Below are 18,681 nucleotides of genomic sequence, written 5' to 3'. Positions count from 1 at the left end.
TGTGCAGGTCAGCAGACACACCGGCTCAGCTTTTTTGCTTGGCTTCGACATCGATGGTGGTCTTGTCGGCGGCCTGGCTGTTGGCCACCTGGCCGGCCGGGGGCGTTGCGGCGGTGTCGGAGGAAGAACCGTCCTTCATGCCGTCCTTGAAGCCCTTGACGGCGCCCCCAAGGTCGGAGCCCATGTTCTTGAGCTTCTTGGTGCCGAACACCATCACAACGATCAGCAGCACGATCAGCCAGTGCCAGATGGAAAAAGAGCCCATGGAATATCTCCTAACGAATTGCAACCATTTTAGACGGGGGCTGTGACCGGAGTTCGGCGCACGCGCTCCCCAGCGGGAAACTACCGGCTTGCGCCGTCAGTCTGGGTCAGCCTTTGAGCCACGGACGGGGGCCGCCCATCACATGAATGTGCAGGTGGTGGATTTCCTGCCCGCCTTCCAGACCCGTGTTTACCACGACGCGAAAGCCACCCTCGGGGTACGGGTTGCAGCCTTGTTCCAGCGCCAGCTTCGGGGCCAGCGCCATCATGCGCCCCAGCACGCCCGCATGCTCGGCAGTGACCTGGGCCATCGAAGGGATATGCAGCTTGGGGACCATCAGAAAGTGCACCGGCGCCCAGGGGTGGATGTCGTGGAAGGCGAAGATTTCTTCGTCCTCATAGACCTTCTTCGAGGGAATCTGGCCCGCGATGATTTTGCAGAAGAGGCAGTTCGGATCGTGCATGGGAAAAATGTCAGAACGAAGTTAATGGTTCACCGGCCGCTTCTCACCACCCAAAGCCGTCGCAACCGGCGCGCCCCAAGCCAGCGCCACCGTGGAACTGGCTTTGCCAGGCCACGGGCGCCTTCCCCCTCCCGAAGGCGAGGGGGAAGGCGCGCAGCGACTCAGGGGGAGCATCACGCATTTTCAGCGATCTTGATGGTGGGCCGCACGCCCACGTCCTTGCGGTGCGCCTGCAGCCATTCCTGGCCCGCCGTGCGGCCCAGGGCGAACAGTTTGCGCACAAAAGGCAGGTCCGCGCGGGTCTTGCTGTCGGCCCCAAAGGGCGCGAGCACGGCACCGCCGTCGATGCGGTGCATGCGCACGCTCTTGTAGCGGCGCGGGTCCAGCTTGCCCTCGGCCAACAGACGGCGCACGAACTCGATGGCGCGCATCTCGGCCAGCAGGCTGGCGTTGAAGGTGACCTCGTTCATGCGCTCCATGATCTCGGGGCCGGAATGGGGCAGCTCCAGGTGCTCGATGGGGTTGATCTGCACCAGCAGGATGTCGGAGGTTTCGGTCTGGTAGATCAGCGGGTGCAGCGCCGGGTTGCCTGAATAACCGCCGTCCCAATAGTGCTGGCCGTCGATCTCCACCGCCTTGAACAGCAGCGGCAGGCAGGCCGAGGCCATCACCGCATCGGCGCTGAGGCGGGGGCCCGAGAAGATCTCGCCGCGCCCGGTGCGCACATTGGTGGCGCAGACAAACACCTTGGGCCCACCCGCAGCAGTGATGGCGCGGCGCTCGGAGCACAGCAGGTCAAAGTCCACCTCGCGCTCCAGCAAGCGGCGCAGCGGGTTGATATCGAGCGGATTGGTCTGGTAGGGCGAGAGCCACTGGCGCATCAGCCCCATCATCGGGTTGGCGGCCGACAGGGGCGAGCCCCACATCAGGCTGCCCAGCGTGCCCACCCCCTCCCACAGGCGGGTGAGGGTATCGCGCGCCTGCTGGCAACCGGCCTGGTGCGCCTCTTGCGGGTCTTTGTGCTCCTTGGCGGCTTTGGCAAAACCGTATGCCAGGGCCACGGCATTCATGGCGCCAGCGCTGGTACCGCTCACGCCGTCAAAGTGCCACTGCCCGTCTTCGAGCAGCGCGTCCAGCACGCCCCAGGTCAGCGCGCCGTGCGAACCACCGCCCTGCAAGGCCAGGTTCAGGCGCGACAGCGGCACTGCGGGGGCTTCAGGCATCGACCGCCCGGTTGTTGCTCATGGCCAGCATTCCGCGCACGATGCGGTACAGGAACCACAGCGAAATAATGCCCCAGGCAATCCAGCCCGGCGCAATCAGCAGCAGCCACAGGGGCGCAGTCACGATGTACAGCACGCCCACCCAGATCGTCGAGCGAATGCGCCACGAAAAATGATTGGCTTGCCAGGTGCCCTCGGCATCACCGCGCTTGACCAGATCGATCACCAGCGCAATCACCAGCAGCAGTGCGCTGGCCTGCGTACCCGGCAGCACCGCCCCCACGGCCACGATGAGGTGCAGCACATAGCTGACCCAGCCGATGTTCTTGAGGCTCTGGGCCTTCTGGTCGTTGGTCTGCACATCGACGATATCGCTCATGAAGAACCCTCCTGGCTGGCACGCGCATCCGCCTTGCGCAAGGCTTTTTCCTCAATGCCGCTGGTGCCTTCGCGGCGCTCCAGCTCGGCCAGCACATCGGCGGGCGCGAGGCCGTAGTGGGCCAGCGCCACCATGGAGTGGAACCACAGGTCGGCCACCTCGTACACCAGCGTGGACTTGTCCGCACCATGGTCCACGTCCTTCGCCGCCATCACCACCTCGGTGGCCTCTTCGCCGATCTTCTTGAGGAACGCGTCCGGCCCTTTGTGCAGCAGGCGCGAGACATAGCTCTTCTCGGGGTCGCCACCGTTGGCCGGCTTGCGGCTTTCAATGACGGCGGCCAAACGCGCGAGCGCATCTTGCGACGCGGGGGCGAGGGAATCGTTGGAACTCATGGTGCTTACTTGTAGATGGATTCGGGGTCTTTCAAGACCAGATCGACCGGCGTCCAGGCGCCGTCCTTGAGCACACTGAAAAAGCAGCTGTGGCGGCCGGTGTGGCAGGCAATGCCGGGTTCGTGGCCGAGCTGGGTGACCTTGAGCAGCACCACGTCGTTGTCGCAGTCGAGGCGGATCTCATGCACCGTCTGCACATGGCCCGACTCTTCGCCCTTGAACCACAGCTTGCCGCGCGAGCGGCTGAAGTACACGGCGCGGCCGAGTTCGGCCGTTTTTTCGAGTGCTTCGCGGTTCATCCAGGCAAACATCAGCACGTCGCCCGTGCCCTGCTCTTGCGCAATCACGGGCACCAGGCCCTGCGCATCCCATTTCACTTCGTTGAGCCAGTTCATGGCGGGGATTGTCGGCGATTTGCCTGGAGAGCCCGTGCGCCCAGGGTGCGGGTTTGAGGTCATTTTGGCCCTTTGGGCGCGACCACCATGCGCAAGCAGCTACTAAAAAATGAGCAATAGAAATCCACCGGGCTGTGGGTACGCGGCCCTTGGCGCTGCCGCGCTGCCTGCCGCACATCCACTCAAAAACAATAGCTATAAACGCTTACCCAGAGCGCGGAGAAGCCGATTTTCCTCACTCACCGCGCGACCGTCAGGAAGACCCACTTGCGGTCCCAGTTCTTGCGGCCCAGGTACTTGATGGCGAAGGCGTAGCGGCCCGGGGGCAGGAAGTCCTGCGTGAGGGTTTCCCGCTGCGTCACCACCGGCTGGCCATTGATGCGCACGCTGGAATTCGCCACCAGTTCCGACTCGCTCTCCAGGTCCTGGCCATCCAGGGCATAGACGATCACGTCGGGCTCTTCCTTCTCGTCCCCCACATGGGGCAGGCCCAGGGTGGTGGCGCGGGTTGCCACGTCCAGCGCCTGGGCGCCCGGCACGGGGTCGCGCACGACCCAGTGCACATCGCGCACATTGCTGTTGAGCGTTTGCAGCAGGGCCTTGAGCTTGTCGAATTCGGCCTTGTCGGCAATCACCTCCACCGGCTTGCCGCCGATGGTGGCGTCAAAACACCGGCCAATGCGGTGCACACAAGGCAGGCGCTCGGAAAAGCTCGCGTACGACGGGGGTGGCACCTGGGCCGCAGCAGGCAGCGCCGTGGCCGCGCCAGCCAACGCCACCGTCAGCAGCCGGCGCAGGCCTGCGAACGGAACAGCCATCACAGCCGTACGGGGATACCGCGCTCGGCCATGCGGGCCTTGGCCTGGCCCACCGTGTATTCGCCGTAGTGGAAGATGCTGGCGGCCAGCACCGCATCCGCCCCGCCCTGCTGCACGCCATCGGCCAAGTGGTCGAGGTTGCCCACGCCGCCCGAAGCGATCACGGGCACGCTCACGGCATCGCTCACGGCGCGCGTCAGGGCCAGGTCAAAGCCGGACTTGGTGCCGTCACGGTCCATGCTGGTCAGCAGGATTTCGCCCGCACCCCGGCGCGCCATTTCGGTGGCCCAGGCAATGGCGTCCAGGCCGGTGTTCTTGCGACCGCCGTGGCTGTACACATCCCAGCCCTCGCCGCGCGCGGCCAGGTCGTCGCCCTGGCGGCGCTTGGCGTCGATGGCGACCACGATGCACTGCGCGCCATACTTGGCCGACACGGCGTTGATCAGGTCGGGGTTGGCAATGGCGGCCGAGTTGAAGCTGGTCTTGTCGGCACCCGCGTTGAGCAACCTGCGCACATCTTCCACGGTGCGCACGCCGCCGCCCACGGTCAGGGGAATGAACACCTGGCTGGCCACGGCCTCGATGATGTGCAGGATCAGGTCGCGGCCATCGCTGGTGGCGGTGATGTCGAGAAACGTGAGTTCGTCGGCGCCCTGCGCGTTGTACCGCGCAGCGATCTCGACCGGGTCGCCCGCGTCGCGCAGTTCGACAAAGTTGACGCCCTTGACCACGCGGCCTCCGGTGACGTCGAGGCAGGGAATGATGCGTTTGGCAAGCATGTCAGATGTCCAATGGGGCGGCGCTGCCGCCCCGGGGGTTGTTACCCATTCAACTCGTCAGCCCGCGCTTGCGCAGCTGCAAAGTCCAGGTCGCCACTGTAAATCGCGCGGCCGCAGATCACGCCTTCGACGCCCTCACCTTCCACCGCGCACAGCTGCTCGATGTCAGCCATGTTCGACAGGCCGCCCGAGGCGATCACGGGGATGGTCAGCGCCTGGGCCAGCTTGACGGTGGCGTCGATGTTGATGCCCGAGAGCATGCCGTCGCGGCCAATGTCGGTGTAGATGATGGATTCAACGCCCCAGTCCTCGAACTTCTTGGCCAGGTCCACGACTTCGTGGCCGGTGAGCTTGCTCCAGCCGTCGGTGGCGACCTTGCCTTCCTTGGCGTCCAGGCCCACGATGATGTGGCCGCCGAAGGCGCTGCAGGCGTCCTTCAAGAAGCCGGGGTTCTTCACGGCTGCCGTGCCGATGATCACGTAGCGCAGGCCGCCGTCGATGTACTTCTCGATGGTGTCCAGGTCGCGGATACCGCCACCCAGCTGCACGGGGATGTCGTCGCCCACCTCTTTCAGGATGGACTTGATGGCGCCGTAATTCTTGGGCGTGCCCGCGAAGGCGCCATTGAGGTCCACCAGATGCAGGCGGCGTGCGCCCGCATCCACCCACTTGCGCGCCATGGCGGCGGGGTCTTCGCCAAAGGTGGTGGATTGGTCCATATCGCCTTGCTTGAGGCGTACGCAGTGGCCGTCTTTGAGGTCGATGGCGGGGATGAGCAGCATGGTGGTGGGGTTCAGGGGATCGGCCAAATCTCGGCGCTGCCCGAACGGGGTGGTTGAGGAGGAAAGGTGGAGAAGAAAAGAATCAGGGATTCCAGTGCAGAAAGTTGCGGTACAGGGCCAGGCCATGTTCCGCGCTTTTCTCCGGGTGGAATTGCGTCGCAAAAATATTATCGCGTGCAATGGCCGCAGCGAAAACACCGCCGTAGTCTGCCTGCCCCGCACAGTGGGCGGGGTTTTGCGGCACGGCATAGAAGCTGTGCACAAAGTAGAAGTAGCTGTTGTCGGGCACACCGGCCCACACGGGGTGCACAGCCCCCGCGTGTTCTATCTGCCGCACCTGGTTCCAGCCCATCTGGGGCACCTTGAAGCGGCTGCCATCAGCCTGGGTACGGCCCGCCAGGTCGAACTTGCGCACGTCGCCAGGGATCAGGGAGAGGCCTGGGGTGTCGCCTTCGGCACTGTGGTCCAGCAGCATCTGCATGCCCACACACACACCAAAAAGGGGCTTGCTGGCAGCGGCTTCAAGCACCGATTCCTGCAGGCCGGACTCGCGCAGCTCGCGCATGCAGTCGGGCATCGCGCCCTGGCCGGGCAGCACCACGCGTGCTGCGGCGCGCACGTCTTCCGAGCGCTGTGTAACCCGCACCGTCCAGCCCGTGCCCTGGGCGGCGGCCTGCACAGCCTGCGACACCGAGCGCAGGTTGCCCATGCCGTAGTCCACGACGACCACTGTTTTTGCTTCCATATTCATAGCTGCTAGCGCTTACCCATCAGGCGCAGAGGCCCGATTTGATGCATAAAAATCACAAGGAACCCTTGGTGGACGGGATGACACCGGCCGAGCGCGGGTCGCGTTCCAGCGCCGCGCGCAGCGTGCGCCCGAAGGCCTTGAAGATCGTCTCGCACTGGTGGTGGGCATTGACGCCCTTGAGGTTGTCGATGTGCAACGTCACGCCCGCGTGGTTCACAAAACCCTGGAAGAACTCGTAGACCAGCTGCGTGTCGAGCTGGCCGATGCTGCCCGCTGTGAATTTCACGTCCATGTGCAGGCCCGGGCGGCCCGAGAAGTCGACCACCACGCGCGACAGTGCTTCGTCCAGCGGCACGTAGGCATGGCCGTAGCGGCGGATGCCCTTCTTGTCGCCCACGGCACGTGCAAACGCCTGGCCCAGGGTGATGCCCACGTCTTCCACCGTGTGGTGGCCGTCGATGTGCAGGTCGCCCTCGCAGTCGATGTCGAGGTCGATCAACCCGTGGCGGGCGATCTGGTCGAGCATGTGGTCGAAGAAGCCGATGCCGGTGTGCAGCTTGGCCTGGCCGGTGCCGTCGAGGTTGATACGCACGCTGATGCGCGTCTCAGCGGTGTTGCGGCTGACCTCGGCGATGCGGTCGGCCATCGGGTCGGCCGATGGAGCGGAGGGGACGAGTGCAGAGGAAGTCATAGGGAGGCTTGCAGGGCGGCCAGCATCTGCGCGTTGTCGGAGGCGGCGCCTACCGTGAGGCGCAGGCAGTTGGCCAGCAATGGGTGCATTGTAGAAACGTTCTTGACGAGGACCTTGCGGGTTTTCATACCCTCGTACGCCTTGGCGGAATCCGCCACGCGGATGAGGATCATGTTGGCCTCGCTGTCCCAGCATTTTTCGACGCCGGGCATCTGGCGCAGGGCTGCGATCACCTGGGTACGCTCGGCACGGATTTCGGCCGCCTGGGCGGCAAACACGTCGGCATGCTCCAGTGCAAACAGCGCGGCCTCGCAGTTGAGCACGCTCACGTTGTAGGGCGGGCGCACCTTGTCGATCTCGCTCACGAACGCCGACGGCCCGATGAGGTAGCCCAGGCGCACGCCTGCCAGGCCAAACTTGCTGAGCGTGCGCATGAGCAGCACGTGCGCGTTGCGCGCGGGCTCGGCGCGCATGCGGTCGATCCAGGTGCGGCTGGCAAAGGGCTGGTAGGCCTCGTCCATGACCACGATGCCGCCCTGAGCGCCCGCGGCGTCGATGATGCGCTGCACTGCGCCCTCATCCCACAGCGTGGCCGTGGGGTTGTTGGGGTAGGCGATGTAGGTGATAGCGGGGTTGTGCTGCGCGATGGCGGCCAGCATGGCGGGCTCATCCAGCTCGAAGTCGGGCGTGAGCGGCACGCCGACAAAGTCCAGCCCCTGCAGCTGCGCAGACAGCGGGTACATCACGAAGCCGGGCATGGGCGCGAGCATGGTGGCGCGTTGGCCGGTGCCAGGCTGGGCGCAAGCCAGGGCCAGCAGGGTGATGAGTTCATCGGAGCCATTGCCCAGCACGATGCCATAGCCCTCTGGCATGCCAGCGTACTTTGCGAGCGCCGCCTTCAGGTCCAGCAGGCGGTCGCCAGGGTAGCGGTTGAGTGCCACCCCACCCAGACGCTGGCCCAGCGCAGCCTGCAGGTGTGCAGGCAGGCGGAACGGGTTCTCCATCGCGTCCATCTTGAGCATGCCGGTGGAGGGCTGCACGGCGTAGGCGTGCATGGCGCGTACATCGGGGCGGATGCGGGCCAGGGCTTGAAGCGGGGAAGATGGAGCGGCGTTGGTCATTCGGCGGTGTCCAGTTCGTTGGGGGTGACAAGGAAAGGGTTGATCGGCCGCACGGCGTCCAGTGGCTGGTCGTGTGGCAGCGCCTCGGTCAGCAGGTAGCGGCAGCCCTGCTGGTGGGCAGACGAGAGGATGAGCGCATCCCAGTAACTCAGGCGGTAGCGGTCCTGCAGGTCCCAGGCGCCGTCCACGGTGTAGGAGTCGAGGTGGGGCGGCAACCACACGCGCAGGCGGCGCACCTGGGCGCGCACCTGCTGCAGCACCTGCGGGCCGTCAAAACGCTGGATGGCCTGGTTGTACAGCTCGTTGAGCACCTGCGAGCTGATGCGGCCGCTGCGCGTCTGCCAGCAAAAGCTGATCCACTCACGCGCCCGCGCCTGACGCTCGGCATCGCGGTCGTCCACGCTGGCGAGCAGGATTTCGGTATCGACAAAGATGGGGGCGGTGGCCATGCGTTATGCCCCGTTCAGCGCAGAAACAGGGTTTCGCGCGGCACATAGGGCCCGCTGGACGTGCCCCAGGATTCAAACCCCAGCGCCTCGCGCATGGCTTGGGCGTAGGCGTCTTCCTGGCGCATTTTTTCGGCCAGCCATTCACCGAGCAGGCGGGACACGCTGCTGCCGCGCCTGGCGGCTTCCACGCGCACCCATTCGGCTACGGCGTCGTCCATGGTCACGGTGACGTTTTTCATGGGAGTCATATTACACGAAGTTCGTGAAACACGAACTTCGTGTTTATTCTTCAAGAAAGGTCAGGCAGCCTGCCGCTGCCCCCGCAGCATGCGCGTGGCCATGTCGCCCACGGTGCGCAGCGCCTCCAGATGCGCGGGCGACCAGTCGCCGCCCACGCCAATGCGCAGGCAGTTGCGAAAGCGCCCGCTGGTGCTGAACACCGTGCCGGGTGCGATCAGGATCTGCCGGGCCAGGCAGGCCTCGTGCAGTTGCACCGAATCGAGCGCACGGGGCAGCTCCAGCCACAGCAGCAGGCCGCCGGGCGGGTCGCTCACGCGCGTGCCCTGCGGGAAATGCGCGGCAATCACCCGGCGCGCCTCGTCCATGCGGGCCGCCACACCCACATGCAGCTGGCGCATGGCGGCGGCATGGCCTGCCTGGGTGATGAGGTCAGCCAGGGCCAGTTCCAGCACGGCCGACTGCCCGCCCGCCTGCAGGTCCTTGATGGCGCGCACCTTGTCGGTCCAGCGGCCCGCCTCCAGCCAGCCCAGGCGCAGGCCCGGCGCCAGCGTCTTGGAGAACGAATCACACAGCATCACATGGCCCGTGGTGTCGTAGGACTTGACGGTACGGCGCATCTCGTCCACCTCCGCCAGGTCGTTGTAGATCGCGTCCTCGATCACCGCCATGCCGTGCCGCGCCGCCATCTGCGCCAGGCGCTTGCGCTCGGCCTGGGGCATGCAGCTGCCCAGCGGGTTGCTGAGCGTGGGCACCACCATCACGGCCTTGACCGGCTGGGTGTCCAGCGCCAGCTGCAGCGCATCCAGCGAGAGGCCGTTGCGCGGGTGGGTGGGAATCTCCAGCGCCTTGAGGTGCAGGCCCTGCAGCACCTCCAGAAACGAAAAATGCGTGGGCGACTCCAGCGCCACCACATCGCCCGGCTGCGTGACGGCGCGCAGGCACAGTGCAATGCTGTCCATGCAGCCCCCAGTGATCACGATGTTCTCGGGGTCCAGGCTGCAGCCCAGGCTGACGGCGTAGCGCGCCAAGGCGCGGCGCGCATCCACATGGCCCGCGGAGCTGGGGTAGGTGCACAGCAGGTTGCGGTGGCGCTGGGCCGCACGCACCACGGCGCGGCGCACGCGGTCGGGGTTGAACAACTCGGGGCCCGGTGTGCCGCTGCTGAACGAAAGCATGTCCTCCGGCTGGTTGCGGCCCAGGATGCGCTGGCCCAGCCAGTCCACCGACACCTCGCGCGGGCGGCGCATCGGGCGCGGTGTGCTGGGCTCGGGCAGGCTCACCGGCCGCGCCGCCACAAAAAAGCCGGAGCGCGGGCGCGCGGTAATCAGGCGGGCATCCTCCAGCCAGTGGTAGGCCTGCACCACCGTGGTCTGCGCCACGCCGTGCTGGCGCGCCAGCTCGCGCACCGACGGTAGCTTTTCGCCGCGCGCCAGCGTGCCGTTGCGGATCAGCTGCGCCAGCTGCTCGGCGATTTGAAGATAAAGCGGAAGAGCGTCATCGGTGGCCATGGCTGCATTCTGTACTGGCAACCAAACAAACAGCCAGTACAGAGCAGATGCAGCCCATACAGTACAGATGAGCAGTACAGCCTCTCTGTACTGGGCCAGGTCCTGCATGCCTGTCCGTAGCGCCGCGCGCGCCCTGGCCGCACAGTGAAGGCATGAACACGCTGCACACCCCCACCCCACCGTCGCCCACGCTGCCCACCCAGCCTGCGGTGCCCCTCACCCTGCAATGGAAGCGCCAGCCCCTGCCGCCACTGCAGGCCGTCCAGGTGCTGGACTTCCGCGCGGGTGATATCGCCCTGCTCGAAGTCGAACAAGGCCGCGTCTGGGTGACCTGTGATGGTCTGCTGGAGGATTATTTTCTGGAGGCCGGGCAGCGCCTGTCGTTCACCGGCCCGGTACGGCTGCGCGTGAGCGCCGAAGGCCACCGGCCTGCGCGGCTGAGCTGGGCGCGGCACCGGGCGGTGGCAGGCGCCGCCTATCCGCCTGCGCCCACTGCGGCCTCTCAGGCCAAGACAACGCCCCTCGCACAGGGCGCCCTGCCCCGGGGTGCGATCAGCGCGGCTTGACGGGCGTTGTCAGCCGCATCTCGGCCGCCTGCGCGTGCGCCTGCAGGCCCTCGCCATAGGCCAGCTCGGCGGCGATGGTGCCCAGCACCTGGGCGCCCGCCTCGCTCACCTCGATGAGGCTACTACGCTTTTGGAAGTCGTACACACCCAGCGGCGACGAAAAGCGGGCCGTGCCGCTGGTGGGCAGCACGTGGTTGGGGCCCGCACAGTAGTCGCCCAGGCTTTCGGAGGTGTAGCCCCCCAGGAAGATCGCGCCCGCGTGGCGCAACAGCGGCTCCCAGCGGTGCGGGTCGGTACTGCTCACTTCCAGGTGTTCGGGTGCGATGCGGTTGCTGATCGCACAGGCTTCTTCCATGTCTTTGGTGAGGATCAGCGCGCCCCGGCCCGTGAGGCTCTTGGCGATGATCTCGGCACGCGGCATGCTGGGCAGCAGGCGGTCGATCTCGCGCTGCACGGCATTGAGGTAGGCGGCGTCGGGGCACAGCAGGATGCTCTGGGCCAGTTCGTCGTGTTCTGCCTGGCTGAAAAGGTCCATCGCTACCCAGTCGGGCGGCGTGGAGCCGTCGGCCAGCACTAGGATTTCGCTCGGGCCCGCGATCATGTCGATGCCCACGGTGCCGAACACGCGCTTCTTGGCGCTGGCCACGTAGGCATTGCCGGGGCCGGTGATCTTGTCCACCTTGGGTACAGTGGCCGTGCCGTAGGCCAGCGCGGCCACGGCCTGTGCGCCGCCGATGGTGAAGGCGCGCGTGACGCCCGCCACATAGGCGGCGGCCAGCACCAGCTCGTTGCGCTCGCCCTTGGTCGAGGTGCCCTCGCCCGAGCCCCCCGTCGCCACGCTGCCACGCACCGGCGTGGGCACCACCATGATGATCTCCTGCACGCCCGCCACATGGGCCGGGATGGCGTTCATCAGCAGGCTGGAGGGGTACGCGGCCTTGCCACCGGGCACGTAGATGCCCACGCGGTCCAGCGGCGTGACCTTCTGGCCCAGCAAGGTGCCGTCTTCGTCGCGGTAGCTCCAGCTCTCGCCGGAGGCCTTTTTCTGCGCCTCGTGGTAGCTGCGCACACGCTTGGCAGCGGCCTGCAGCGCGTCGCGCTGGGCCTGGGGAATGGCATCGAAGGCGGCCTTGAAGTCGGCCTGGGTCAGCTCCAGCGCTGCCATGCTGGGGGCGCTGAGGCCGTCGAAGCGGGCCGTGTACTCCAGCACCGCCGCGTCGCCGCGCTTTTGCACGTCGGCCAGGATGTCGGCCACGCGCTGCTCGATGGCCGCGTCGGTGTCGGCAGACCAGTGCAGGCGGGCTGCAAAATCAGCCTCAAAAGTGGCCGCAGCGGTGGACAGACGGGCGGGAGCAGCTACCAAAGTCATAGTGCGTTCTACAGTTGGTTTCAGTTCTTTGGCGCAGGGATGGCCGATGCAAATGCATCAATGATGCGGCGCAGCGGCGCCTGCTTGAGCTTGAGCGCGGCCTGGTTCACAACCAGGTAGGAGCTGATGTCCATGATGCGCTCGACCTCCACCAGGTGGTTGGCCTTGAGCGTGTTGCCGGTGGAGACCAGGTCCACGATGGCATCGGCCAGGCCGGTCAGCGGCGCCAGCTCCATGCTGCCGTAGAGCTTGACCATGTCCACGTGCACGCCCTTGGTCGCGAAGAAGTCGCGGGCGATGCTGGTGTATTTGGTGGCAACCTTCAGGCGTGCGCCCTGCTTGACGGCGCGCTCGTAATCGAAGTCATTGCGCACGGCCACGCTCACGCGGCACTTGGCGATCTGCAGGTCCAGCGGCTGGTACAGGCCTTGGCCACCGTGTTCGATGAGGGTGTCCTTGCCCGTCACGCCGATGTCGGCGCCGCCGTATTCCACATAGGTGGGCACGTCGGTGGCGCGCACCAGCACCACACGCACATTGGGCTGGTTGGTGGGCAGGATGAGCTTGCGCGACTTTTCGGGGTCTTCGAGCACCTCGATGCCTGCAGCGGCCAGCAGCGGCAGGGTTTCGTCAAAGATGCGGCCCTTGGAAAGCGCCAGGGTGATCATGTTGCTGCTGCTCATGCTTTTACTCGTTCGATGTCGGCGCCGATGCCGCGCAGTTTGGCTTCCATGCAGTCGTAACCACGGTCCAGGTGATAGATGCGGTCCAGCACGGTCTCGCCGTCGGCCACCAGGCCAGCGATGACCAGGCTGGCCGAGGCGCGCAGGTCGGTGGCCATCACGGTGGCGCCGGACAGGCGGGGCACGCCTTCGATCACAGCCACCTTGCCATCCACCTGAATTTTGGCGCCCAGGCGCACCAGCTCGTTGACGTGCATGAAACGGTTTTCAAAAATCGTCTCAGTCACCGTGGCCGTGCCCTGGGCGATGCAGTTGAGCGCCATGAACTGGGCCTGCATGTCGGTGGGGAAACCGGGGTACTCGGTGGTGCGAAACCCCTGGGCCTTGAGCGTGGCGCCACCCGGGCTCTTCACACGGATGCCGCCTTCCACCGCCTGCACATCGGCACCGGCTTCGCGCAGCTTTTCGATAACGGCGTCCAGGTGGTCGGCGCGGCCATGGCGCAGCACCACATCACCGCCCGTGGCGGCCACGGCGCACAGGAAGGTGCCTGCCTCGATGCGGTCGGCCACCACGCGGTGGGTGCAGCCGTGCAGCTTCTCAACGCCCTGGATGCGGATGCGGCTGGTGCCGTGGCCTTCGATCTTTGCGCCCATGGCGATCAGCATCTCGGCCAGGTCCGAAATCTCGGGCTCTTGCGCGGCGTTTTCTAGCACCGTCTCGCCCTCCGCCAGCGCGGCGGCCATGAGAAAGTTTTCGGTGCCCGTCACCGTAACCATGTCGGTGGTGATGCGCGCGCCCTTCAGACGCTTCCAGCCTGCAGGCAGCTTGGCAATGATGTAACCATGCTCCACCACGATTTCGGCGCCCATGGCGGCCAGGCCCTTGATGTGCTGGTCCACCGGGCGCGAACCGATGGCGCAGCCGCCGGGCAGCGATACCGTGGCCTCGCCAAAGCGCGCGAGCAGCGGGCCCAGGGCCAGCACCGAAGCGCGCATGGTCTTGACCAGCTCATAAGGAGCTTCGGGCGTATTCAGGCCGCTGGCATCAATGCGCACCGTGCCGTCGTCGGCACGCTCGGCCACCACGCCCATGTTGCGGATGAGCTTGAGCATGGTGCTCACATCCTGCAGCTGCGGCACGTTGAGCAGGGTCACGGGTTCGGCCGTGAGCAGGGCAGCGCACAACTCCGGCAATGCGGCGTTCTTGGCGCCGGAGACCAGCACCTCGCCCTGCAAGCTGCGTCCGCCGCGAATCAGGAGTTTGTCCATGTCAAATAACCAGAATATGAATAAAAATGGGCTCTACCGCGCGTCTATCATGCGCTGATAGCTATAAAAATATGAGCAATTGATACGGCACGCTGCGCTGCGTACTTACTGCGCCTGCGCCGCCCACTCGGCGGGGGTCAAGGTTTTCATCGACAGCGCATGCACCTCATCGGTGTGCATTTTCGCGCCCAGCGTGGCGTACACGCGCTGGTGGCGTTGGATGGCGCGCTTGCCCTCGAACTCGGCCGAGACGATGGTCGCGTACCAGTGGCGGCCATCGCCTTCAAGGGTGATGTGTTCGCAGGCCAGGCCAGCGGTGATGATGTCTTTGAGTTGGTCAGCGGTCATGGTGGGGCGCTCGGAATCAGTGACGGATTTTGTAGCCCGTGCGCAAGAGGTGCACGGCCAGCGCGCTCACGGCCAGCCAGGCGATGCCCACGATGCCCAGGCTGAGCCAGGGCGAGGTGTCGCTCTGACCAAAGAAGCCGTAGCGGAAACCGTCGATCATGTAGAAGAACGGGTTGAGGTGGCTCACGGCCTGCCAGAAGGCGGGGAGCGACTGGATCGAATAGAACACGCCCGACAGGAAGGTCATGGGCACGATGATGAAGTTCTGGAACGCGGCCATCTGGTCGAACTTGTCGGCCCAGAGCCCCGCAATCAACCCCAGCGTGGCCAGCAACGCCGCGCCCAGCAGGGCAAAGGCCAGAATCCACAGCGGCGCCGCAAATTCGGGCCGCGCAAACGCCAGCGTGACGATGAACACGCCCAGGCCCACCACCAGCCCGCGCACGATGGACGAGCCCACGTAAGCGCAGAACCACGCCCAGTGCGACAGCGGCGTGAGCAGCACAAACACCAGGCTGCCCATGATCTTGCTCTGGATGATGCTGGACGAGCTGTTGGCAAAGGCGTTCTGCAACACGCTCATCATCACGAGACCCGGCACGAGGAAGGCCGTGTAGCTGATGCGGTCGTAGACCTTCACATGGTCTTCGAGCACATGGCCGAAGATCAGCAGGTACAGCACGGCGGTGAGCACGGGGGCCGCGACGGTCTGGAAACTCACCTTCCAGAAACGCAGCACTTCTTTATAAAAAAGCGTTTGCCAGCCCGTCATAGCGCCACCTCGGACAAGGGAATATTGGACGCCGAGGTGCCCGACATCACCTGCAAGAACACGTCTTCCAGATCAGGCCGGCGGATCTCCATGTCCTGCACCTCGACCCCGGCCACACGCAACGCGGCCAGGTGGCTTTCGATCTCTGCCGCGTCGTGGGCGGGCAACTGGACGATGCGGCCGGTGACCCGCGCCACGGCAGCCAGCGCGGGCGGCAGGGCCGTGTCGGTCTTGAACTGCAGCACGCTGCCCGAGGCGGCCTTGAGCAGTTCGCTGGTGCGGTTGAGCGCCACCACCTGCCCGGCCTTGAGCATGGCAATGCGCCCACACAGGGCTTCGGCTTCTTCGAGGTAGTGGGTGGTGAGCAGCACGGTGTGCCCTTCCTTGTTCAGGCGGGCGATGAACTGCCACAGGGTCTGGCGCAGCTCCACGTCCACGCCCGCCGTGGGCTCGTCGAGCACGATGATGGGCGGTTTGTGCACCAGCGCCTGCGCCACCAGCACGCGGCGCTTCATGCCGCCCGAGAGTTGGCGCATGTTGGCGTTGGCCTTGTCGGCCAGGCCCAGGTTTTCGAGCAGTTCGTCGATCCAGGCGTCGTTGTTCTTCACCCCGAAGTAACCGGACTGGATGCGCAGCGTCTCGCGCACGTTGAAAAAAGGGTCGAACACCAGCTCCTGCGGCACGATGCCGAGTTTGCGGCGGGCCTCGCCGTACTGGGCCTGCACATCGCTGCCCTGCACCAGCACGCGGCCGCTGCTGGCACGCGCCAGGCCCGCCAGGATACTGATGAGGGTGGTTTTACCGGCGCCGTTGGGGCCGAGGAGCCCGAAGAACTCGCCCTCCTCAATGTCCAGGTTCACCTGGTTCAGTGCCTGGAAAGGGCCTTTGGGCGTGGCAAAGGTCTTGGAGATGGCTTGGAAGGAGACTGCGGGCATGAAGCCGTCGATTTTACGGCCTTGCCTTGAGCCGCGTTGGGGAGGGGGCAGGCAGCAGCCTGTGCGCCCTCGGGGCCGAGACTCTGAACCCGCTTCAGGACACCGGCGTGAGCAAGGTGCCCACACCATACAGGCCCGCCATGCCGCGCAGCGCCGGGGGCAGGCCCTGCACGGCAAAGGTCTTGCCCACCGACAGCGCCTCGCGCCGGCACTCCAGCAGCACCGCCAGCGCCGAGCTGTCGAACACCGCCATGGCGCTCGCGTCCACCACCACGCCACTTTCGCGGTGCACCCGCAGGCCTTGCAGCAGCATCTGCAGGCAGGCCGTGGCCTGGCGGTGGGTGAGTTCGTGGGGCAGTACCAGCATGGCGGATTCGGTCACACCGTTTCAACCCTTGGTGGTGTTGTTGGTCTTGTTGCGTGCAACCAGGGTCTCGATCAGGCCGTCGATGCCCTTGGCGTTGATTTCCTGCGCAAATTGGCCTCGGTAAGTTTCCACCAGCCACACGCCCAGCACGTTCAGGTTGTAGATCTTCCAGCCTGCGCCGTCGCCGGGGGTCTTTTCGAGCCGGTAGTCGAGCTGGATGGGGTCGCCCCGGCCCACGATTTCGGTGCGCACCAGCACGTCCTTGTCTTCGGCCGCCGCACGCAGGGGCTTGACCTGGATGGTCTGGTCGTTGACCTGGGCCAGCGCACCGGCGTAGGTGCGCACGAGCAGGATCTTGAACTCCTCCTGCAGGCGCTTTTGCTGCTCGGGCGTGGCCTGGCGCCAGCCGGGGCCCACGGCCGCTGCCGTCATGCGGCGAAAGTTGACGTTGGGCATGACGGTCTTGTCCACCAGCGCGATCACCTTGGACAGATCGCCAGCCTGGATGGCTTTGTCAGCTTTGACGGTGGAAAGTACATCGGCAGACAGGCGCTTGATCAGCGCATCGGGGGCTTCATCGGCCGCCAGGGCGGGTGCGGACAGGCCCAGAGACAGTGCCATTGCGGCAGCCAGGCTCAGGGCACTGCGGCCCAGGGTACGTCGGTTCATCATGTTCTTGGCTTTCATCAGCGCGGGCTGATGCCCGTCAAATCATTGTGGTGGCCTGGGTGCGCCCGCATACTTCGCTGAGGTTGCGGATTGCAAGCAAGTGCAACAGGCACCGACTGTCTGTTGGAGCATCCGGCGGGGTTGTTCAGCGCGGAGGCTCTTCGGGCAGTACGCCGTCGTTGCCATTGGCCTCGCTCTTGTCGTCGCCATTGAACGGCGTGCCGGCCTGCTGGCTGCGCACCTGCAGGAACACGTCGCGCGTGAAGCTGTACTTGTCCAGCGCCGCGCTGTCGAGCACCGAGCTGGCACGCAGCAGGTTGGCCCGCGTGTCCACAATGCGCAGCGCATAGAGCGAATTGCGTGCCGAAACCGGGTCCACGTAGCTCACCACATTGCCCTTCATGTCCACCGGCAGGGCCAGGGTGTCACGCACCGTGGAGGGCCCCAGGATCGGCAGCACGAGATACGGACCGGTGCCCATGCCCCAGTAGCCCAGCGTCAGGCCGAAATCCTGCTTGTAGCGGTCGATGCCCAGCTCGCTGGCAATGTCCAGCACACCGCCAATGCCCATGAAGGTGTTCACATTCACCCGCATGAAGGTAGAGGCGGCGGCTTCGCCACGCAGCTGCAGCACGTTGTTCACGAACGACCACACATCACCCAGGTTCGCAAAGAAGTTGCTCACCCCGGTGCGCACGGGCGCGGGCGTGACCTCCTTATAGGCAATCGCCACCGGCTTGAGCACCATCGCATCCACATGCTCATTGAAGTTGGTCATGCTGCGGTTGTAGGACTCCAGCGGGTCACGCGGGTCGGGGTTGGCCACCGTGGCGCAGCCCGTCAGCAGCGCAGCGCCCAGCAAAAGCCCCAGGCAGGTCACCAGGCGCGCCGCCAAAGCCCCGCGTGTTGCGTGGGGGGCCGGGGTTGTGTCGTGAGAGTTCGTCATTTTTTGCCACCTGTCCCAGCAGGTTTGCTGCCGTCTTCGGCCTTGCTGTAAAGAAATTGTCCAATGAGGTTTTCCAGCACCACGGCCGACTGGGTCGCCGTGACCATGTCGCCCGCCACCAGGTTTTTCTCGTCCGCACCGGCCTCGATGCCGATGTACTGCTCACCCAGCAGGCCGCTGGTGAGGATCTTGAGCGAGCTATCCCTGGGGAAAGCGTAGCGGTTTTCCATCGCCAGCGTCACCCGCGCTTGGTAGGTCTTGTCATCAAAGGTAATTGCCTGTACCCGCCCCACCACCACACCGGCGCTGCGCACCGCCGCCTGGGGCTTGAGGCCGCCAATGTTGTCGAAGCGCGCCGTGATCTGGTAGCCCGGCTGGAAGTTCAGGCTCAGCAGGTTGGCCGACTGCAGCGCCAGAAACACCAGCGCCACCGTGCCGAGCATCACAAAGAGCCCCACCCAGAGATCATTTTTGGAACGTTGCATTGTCTTGGATT

At 65.5% G+C, this 18,681-nt stretch carries 26 protein-coding genes; 1 reads left to right on the top strand and 25 read right to left on the bottom strand.

Going from position 1 to position 18,681, the window contains the following annotated elements:
- Window positions 1-25: 25 nt before the first annotated feature.
- The 15 genes from tatA to CBY09_RS03610 form a co-directional block, all read right to left on the bottom strand.
- Window positions 26-265, bottom strand: a complete 240-nt coding sequence (tatA, locus tag CBY09_RS03680; protein WP_094286536.1) for a Sec-independent protein translocase subunit TatA — start codon at window positions 263-265, stop codon at window positions 26-28.
- A 106-nt stretch (window positions 266-371) separates the two neighbouring features.
- The gene (locus tag CBY09_RS03675; RefSeq protein ID WP_063459820.1) at window positions 372-728 is read right to left on the bottom strand and encodes a histidine triad nucleotide-binding protein; all 357 of its coding nucleotides are present in this window, start codon (window positions 726-728) and stop codon (window positions 372-374) included.
- Between the two features lie 173 nt (window positions 729-901).
- Entirely contained in the window at window positions 902-1,951 is a 1,050-nt protein-coding gene (locus CBY09_RS03670) for a patatin-like phospholipase family protein (protein WP_094286534.1), read from the bottom strand.
- Window positions 1,944-2,330: a DUF4870 family protein gene (locus CBY09_RS03665; protein WP_094286532.1), complete on the bottom strand. Its 387-nt coding sequence runs from the start codon at window positions 2,328-2,330 to the stop codon at window positions 1,944-1,946. The genes CBY09_RS03670 and CBY09_RS03665 overlap by 8 nt, the downstream gene beginning before the upstream one ends.
- On the bottom strand, window positions 2,327-2,725 hold the full coding sequence (locus CBY09_RS03660) for a phosphoribosyl-ATP diphosphatase (protein WP_094286530.1): 399 nt from the start codon (window positions 2,723-2,725) through the stop codon (window positions 2,327-2,329). The genes CBY09_RS03665 and CBY09_RS03660 overlap by 4 nt, the downstream gene beginning before the upstream one ends.
- A gap of 5 nt (window positions 2,726-2,730) precedes the next feature.
- A complete protein-coding gene (gene hisI / locus CBY09_RS03655) occupies window positions 2,731-3,129 on the bottom strand; it encodes a phosphoribosyl-AMP cyclohydrolase (protein ID WP_205734107.1) in 399 nt (132 codons plus the stop codon).
- A 230-nt stretch (window positions 3,130-3,359) separates the two neighbouring features.
- On the bottom strand, window positions 3,360-3,938 hold the full coding sequence (locus CBY09_RS03650) for a hypothetical protein (protein WP_094286527.1): 579 nt from the start codon (window positions 3,936-3,938) through the stop codon (window positions 3,360-3,362).
- Complete coding sequence (gene hisF, locus CBY09_RS03645; protein ID WP_094286525.1) at window positions 3,938-4,717, bottom strand: imidazole glycerol phosphate synthase subunit HisF; 780 nt, start codon at window positions 4,715-4,717, stop codon at window positions 3,938-3,940. The genes CBY09_RS03650 and hisF overlap by 1 nt, the downstream gene beginning before the upstream one ends.
- Window positions 4,718-4,758: 41 nt before the next feature.
- Window positions 4,759-5,499, bottom strand: coding sequence for a 1-(5-phosphoribosyl)-5-[(5-phosphoribosylamino)methylideneamino]imidazole-4-carboxamide isomerase (hisA, locus tag CBY09_RS03640; protein WP_094287966.1), 741 nt, complete (start codon window positions 5,497-5,499; stop codon window positions 4,759-4,761).
- An 82-nt stretch (window positions 5,500-5,581) separates the two neighbouring features.
- The gene (gene hisH, locus CBY09_RS03635; protein WP_094286523.1) at window positions 5,582-6,250 is read right to left on the bottom strand and encodes an imidazole glycerol phosphate synthase subunit HisH; all 669 of its coding nucleotides are present in this window, start codon (window positions 6,248-6,250) and stop codon (window positions 5,582-5,584) included.
- A 52-nt stretch (window positions 6,251-6,302) separates the two neighbouring features.
- Entirely contained in the window at window positions 6,303-6,941 is a 639-nt protein-coding gene (gene hisB / locus CBY09_RS03630) for an imidazoleglycerol-phosphate dehydratase HisB (RefSeq protein ID WP_094286521.1), read from the bottom strand.
- Entirely contained in the window at window positions 6,938-8,062 is a 1,125-nt protein-coding gene (gene hisC / locus CBY09_RS03625) for a histidinol-phosphate transaminase (protein WP_094286518.1), read from the bottom strand. Before hisC ends, hisB begins: the two co-directional genes overlap by 4 nt.
- On the bottom strand, window positions 8,059-8,511 hold the full coding sequence (locus tag CBY09_RS03620) for a PIN domain-containing protein (protein ID WP_094286516.1): 453 nt from the start codon (window positions 8,509-8,511) through the stop codon (window positions 8,059-8,061). Before CBY09_RS03620 ends, hisC begins: the two co-directional genes overlap by 4 nt.
- A 14-nt stretch (window positions 8,512-8,525) precedes the next feature.
- Window positions 8,526-8,750 (bottom strand): CopG family transcriptional regulator, encoded by a 225-nt coding sequence (locus CBY09_RS03615; RefSeq protein WP_094286514.1) that lies wholly within the window; start codon window positions 8,748-8,750, stop codon window positions 8,526-8,528.
- Window positions 8,751-8,810: 60 nt separating this feature from the next.
- Entirely contained in the window at window positions 8,811-10,259 is a 1,449-nt protein-coding gene (locus tag CBY09_RS03610) for an aminotransferase-like domain-containing protein (protein ID WP_094286512.1), read from the bottom strand.
- A 152-nt stretch (window positions 10,260-10,411) separates the two neighbouring features.
- Here CBY09_RS03610 and CBY09_RS03605 point away from each other — a divergent pair, with 152 nt between their 5' ends.
- Window positions 10,412-10,825: a DUF2917 domain-containing protein gene (locus CBY09_RS03605; protein WP_094286510.1), complete on the top strand. Its 414-nt coding sequence runs from the start codon at window positions 10,412-10,414 to the stop codon at window positions 10,823-10,825.
- On the opposite strand, the gene hisD is transcribed toward CBY09_RS03605, so the two are convergent.
- From hisD to mlaD, 10 genes are all read right to left on the bottom strand, one after another.
- Window positions 10,812-12,194 (bottom strand): histidinol dehydrogenase, encoded by a 1,383-nt coding sequence (gene hisD, locus CBY09_RS03600; RefSeq protein WP_094286508.1) that lies wholly within the window; start codon window positions 12,192-12,194, stop codon window positions 10,812-10,814. The two genes, CBY09_RS03605 and hisD, sit on opposite strands and share 14 nt — an antisense overlap.
- Before the next feature lie 20 nt (window positions 12,195-12,214).
- On the bottom strand, window positions 12,215-12,862 hold the full coding sequence (hisG, locus tag CBY09_RS03595; RefSeq protein WP_094287964.1) for an ATP phosphoribosyltransferase: 648 nt from the start codon (window positions 12,860-12,862) through the stop codon (window positions 12,215-12,217).
- 11 nt (window positions 12,863-12,873) lie between these two features.
- Window positions 12,874-14,148, bottom strand: a complete 1,275-nt coding sequence (murA, locus tag CBY09_RS03590; protein ID WP_094286506.1) for a UDP-N-acetylglucosamine 1-carboxyvinyltransferase — start codon at window positions 14,146-14,148, stop codon at window positions 12,874-12,876.
- A 105-nt stretch (window positions 14,149-14,253) separates the two neighbouring features.
- Window positions 14,254-14,496 carry a BolA family protein gene (locus tag CBY09_RS03585; RefSeq protein ID WP_094286504.1) on the bottom strand — a complete coding sequence of 81 codons (243 nt, stop codon included), beginning with the start codon at window positions 14,494-14,496 and terminating at the stop codon, window positions 14,254-14,256.
- 16 nt (window positions 14,497-14,512) lie between these two features.
- On the bottom strand, window positions 14,513-15,268 hold the full coding sequence (locus CBY09_RS03580; protein WP_094286502.1) for an ABC transporter permease: 756 nt from the start codon (window positions 15,266-15,268) through the stop codon (window positions 14,513-14,515).
- A complete protein-coding gene (locus CBY09_RS03575) occupies window positions 15,265-16,203 on the bottom strand; it encodes an ABC transporter ATP-binding protein (protein ID WP_094286500.1) in 939 nt (312 codons plus the stop codon). Before CBY09_RS03575 ends, CBY09_RS03580 begins: the two co-directional genes overlap by 4 nt.
- 94 nt (window positions 16,204-16,297) lie before the next feature.
- Window positions 16,298-16,570 (bottom strand): STAS domain-containing protein, encoded by a 273-nt coding sequence (locus CBY09_RS03570; RefSeq protein WP_094286498.1) that lies wholly within the window; start codon window positions 16,568-16,570, stop codon window positions 16,298-16,300.
- 21 nt (window positions 16,571-16,591) lie between these two features.
- Complete coding sequence (locus CBY09_RS03565; protein ID WP_094287961.1) at window positions 16,592-17,242, bottom strand: MlaC/ttg2D family ABC transporter substrate-binding protein; 651 nt, start codon at window positions 17,240-17,242, stop codon at window positions 16,592-16,594.
- A 142-nt stretch (window positions 17,243-17,384) separates the two neighbouring features.
- Complete coding sequence (locus tag CBY09_RS03560; RefSeq protein ID WP_094286496.1) at window positions 17,385-18,185, bottom strand: MlaA family lipoprotein; 801 nt, start codon at window positions 18,183-18,185, stop codon at window positions 17,385-17,387.
- The gene (gene mlaD / locus CBY09_RS03555; protein ID WP_094286494.1) at window positions 18,182-18,670 is read right to left on the bottom strand and encodes an outer membrane lipid asymmetry maintenance protein MlaD; all 489 of its coding nucleotides are present in this window, start codon (window positions 18,668-18,670) and stop codon (window positions 18,182-18,184) included. The genes CBY09_RS03560 and mlaD overlap by 4 nt, the downstream gene beginning before the upstream one ends.
- Between the last annotated feature and the right edge of the window lie 11 nt (window positions 18,671-18,681).

This window comes from Acidovorax kalamii (genome assembly GCF_002245625.1).
GTDB lineage: Bacteria > Pseudomonadota > Gammaproteobacteria > Burkholderiales > Burkholderiaceae_C > Acidovorax > Acidovorax kalamii.
This window is presented reverse-complemented; position numbering and strand designations above follow the sequence as displayed.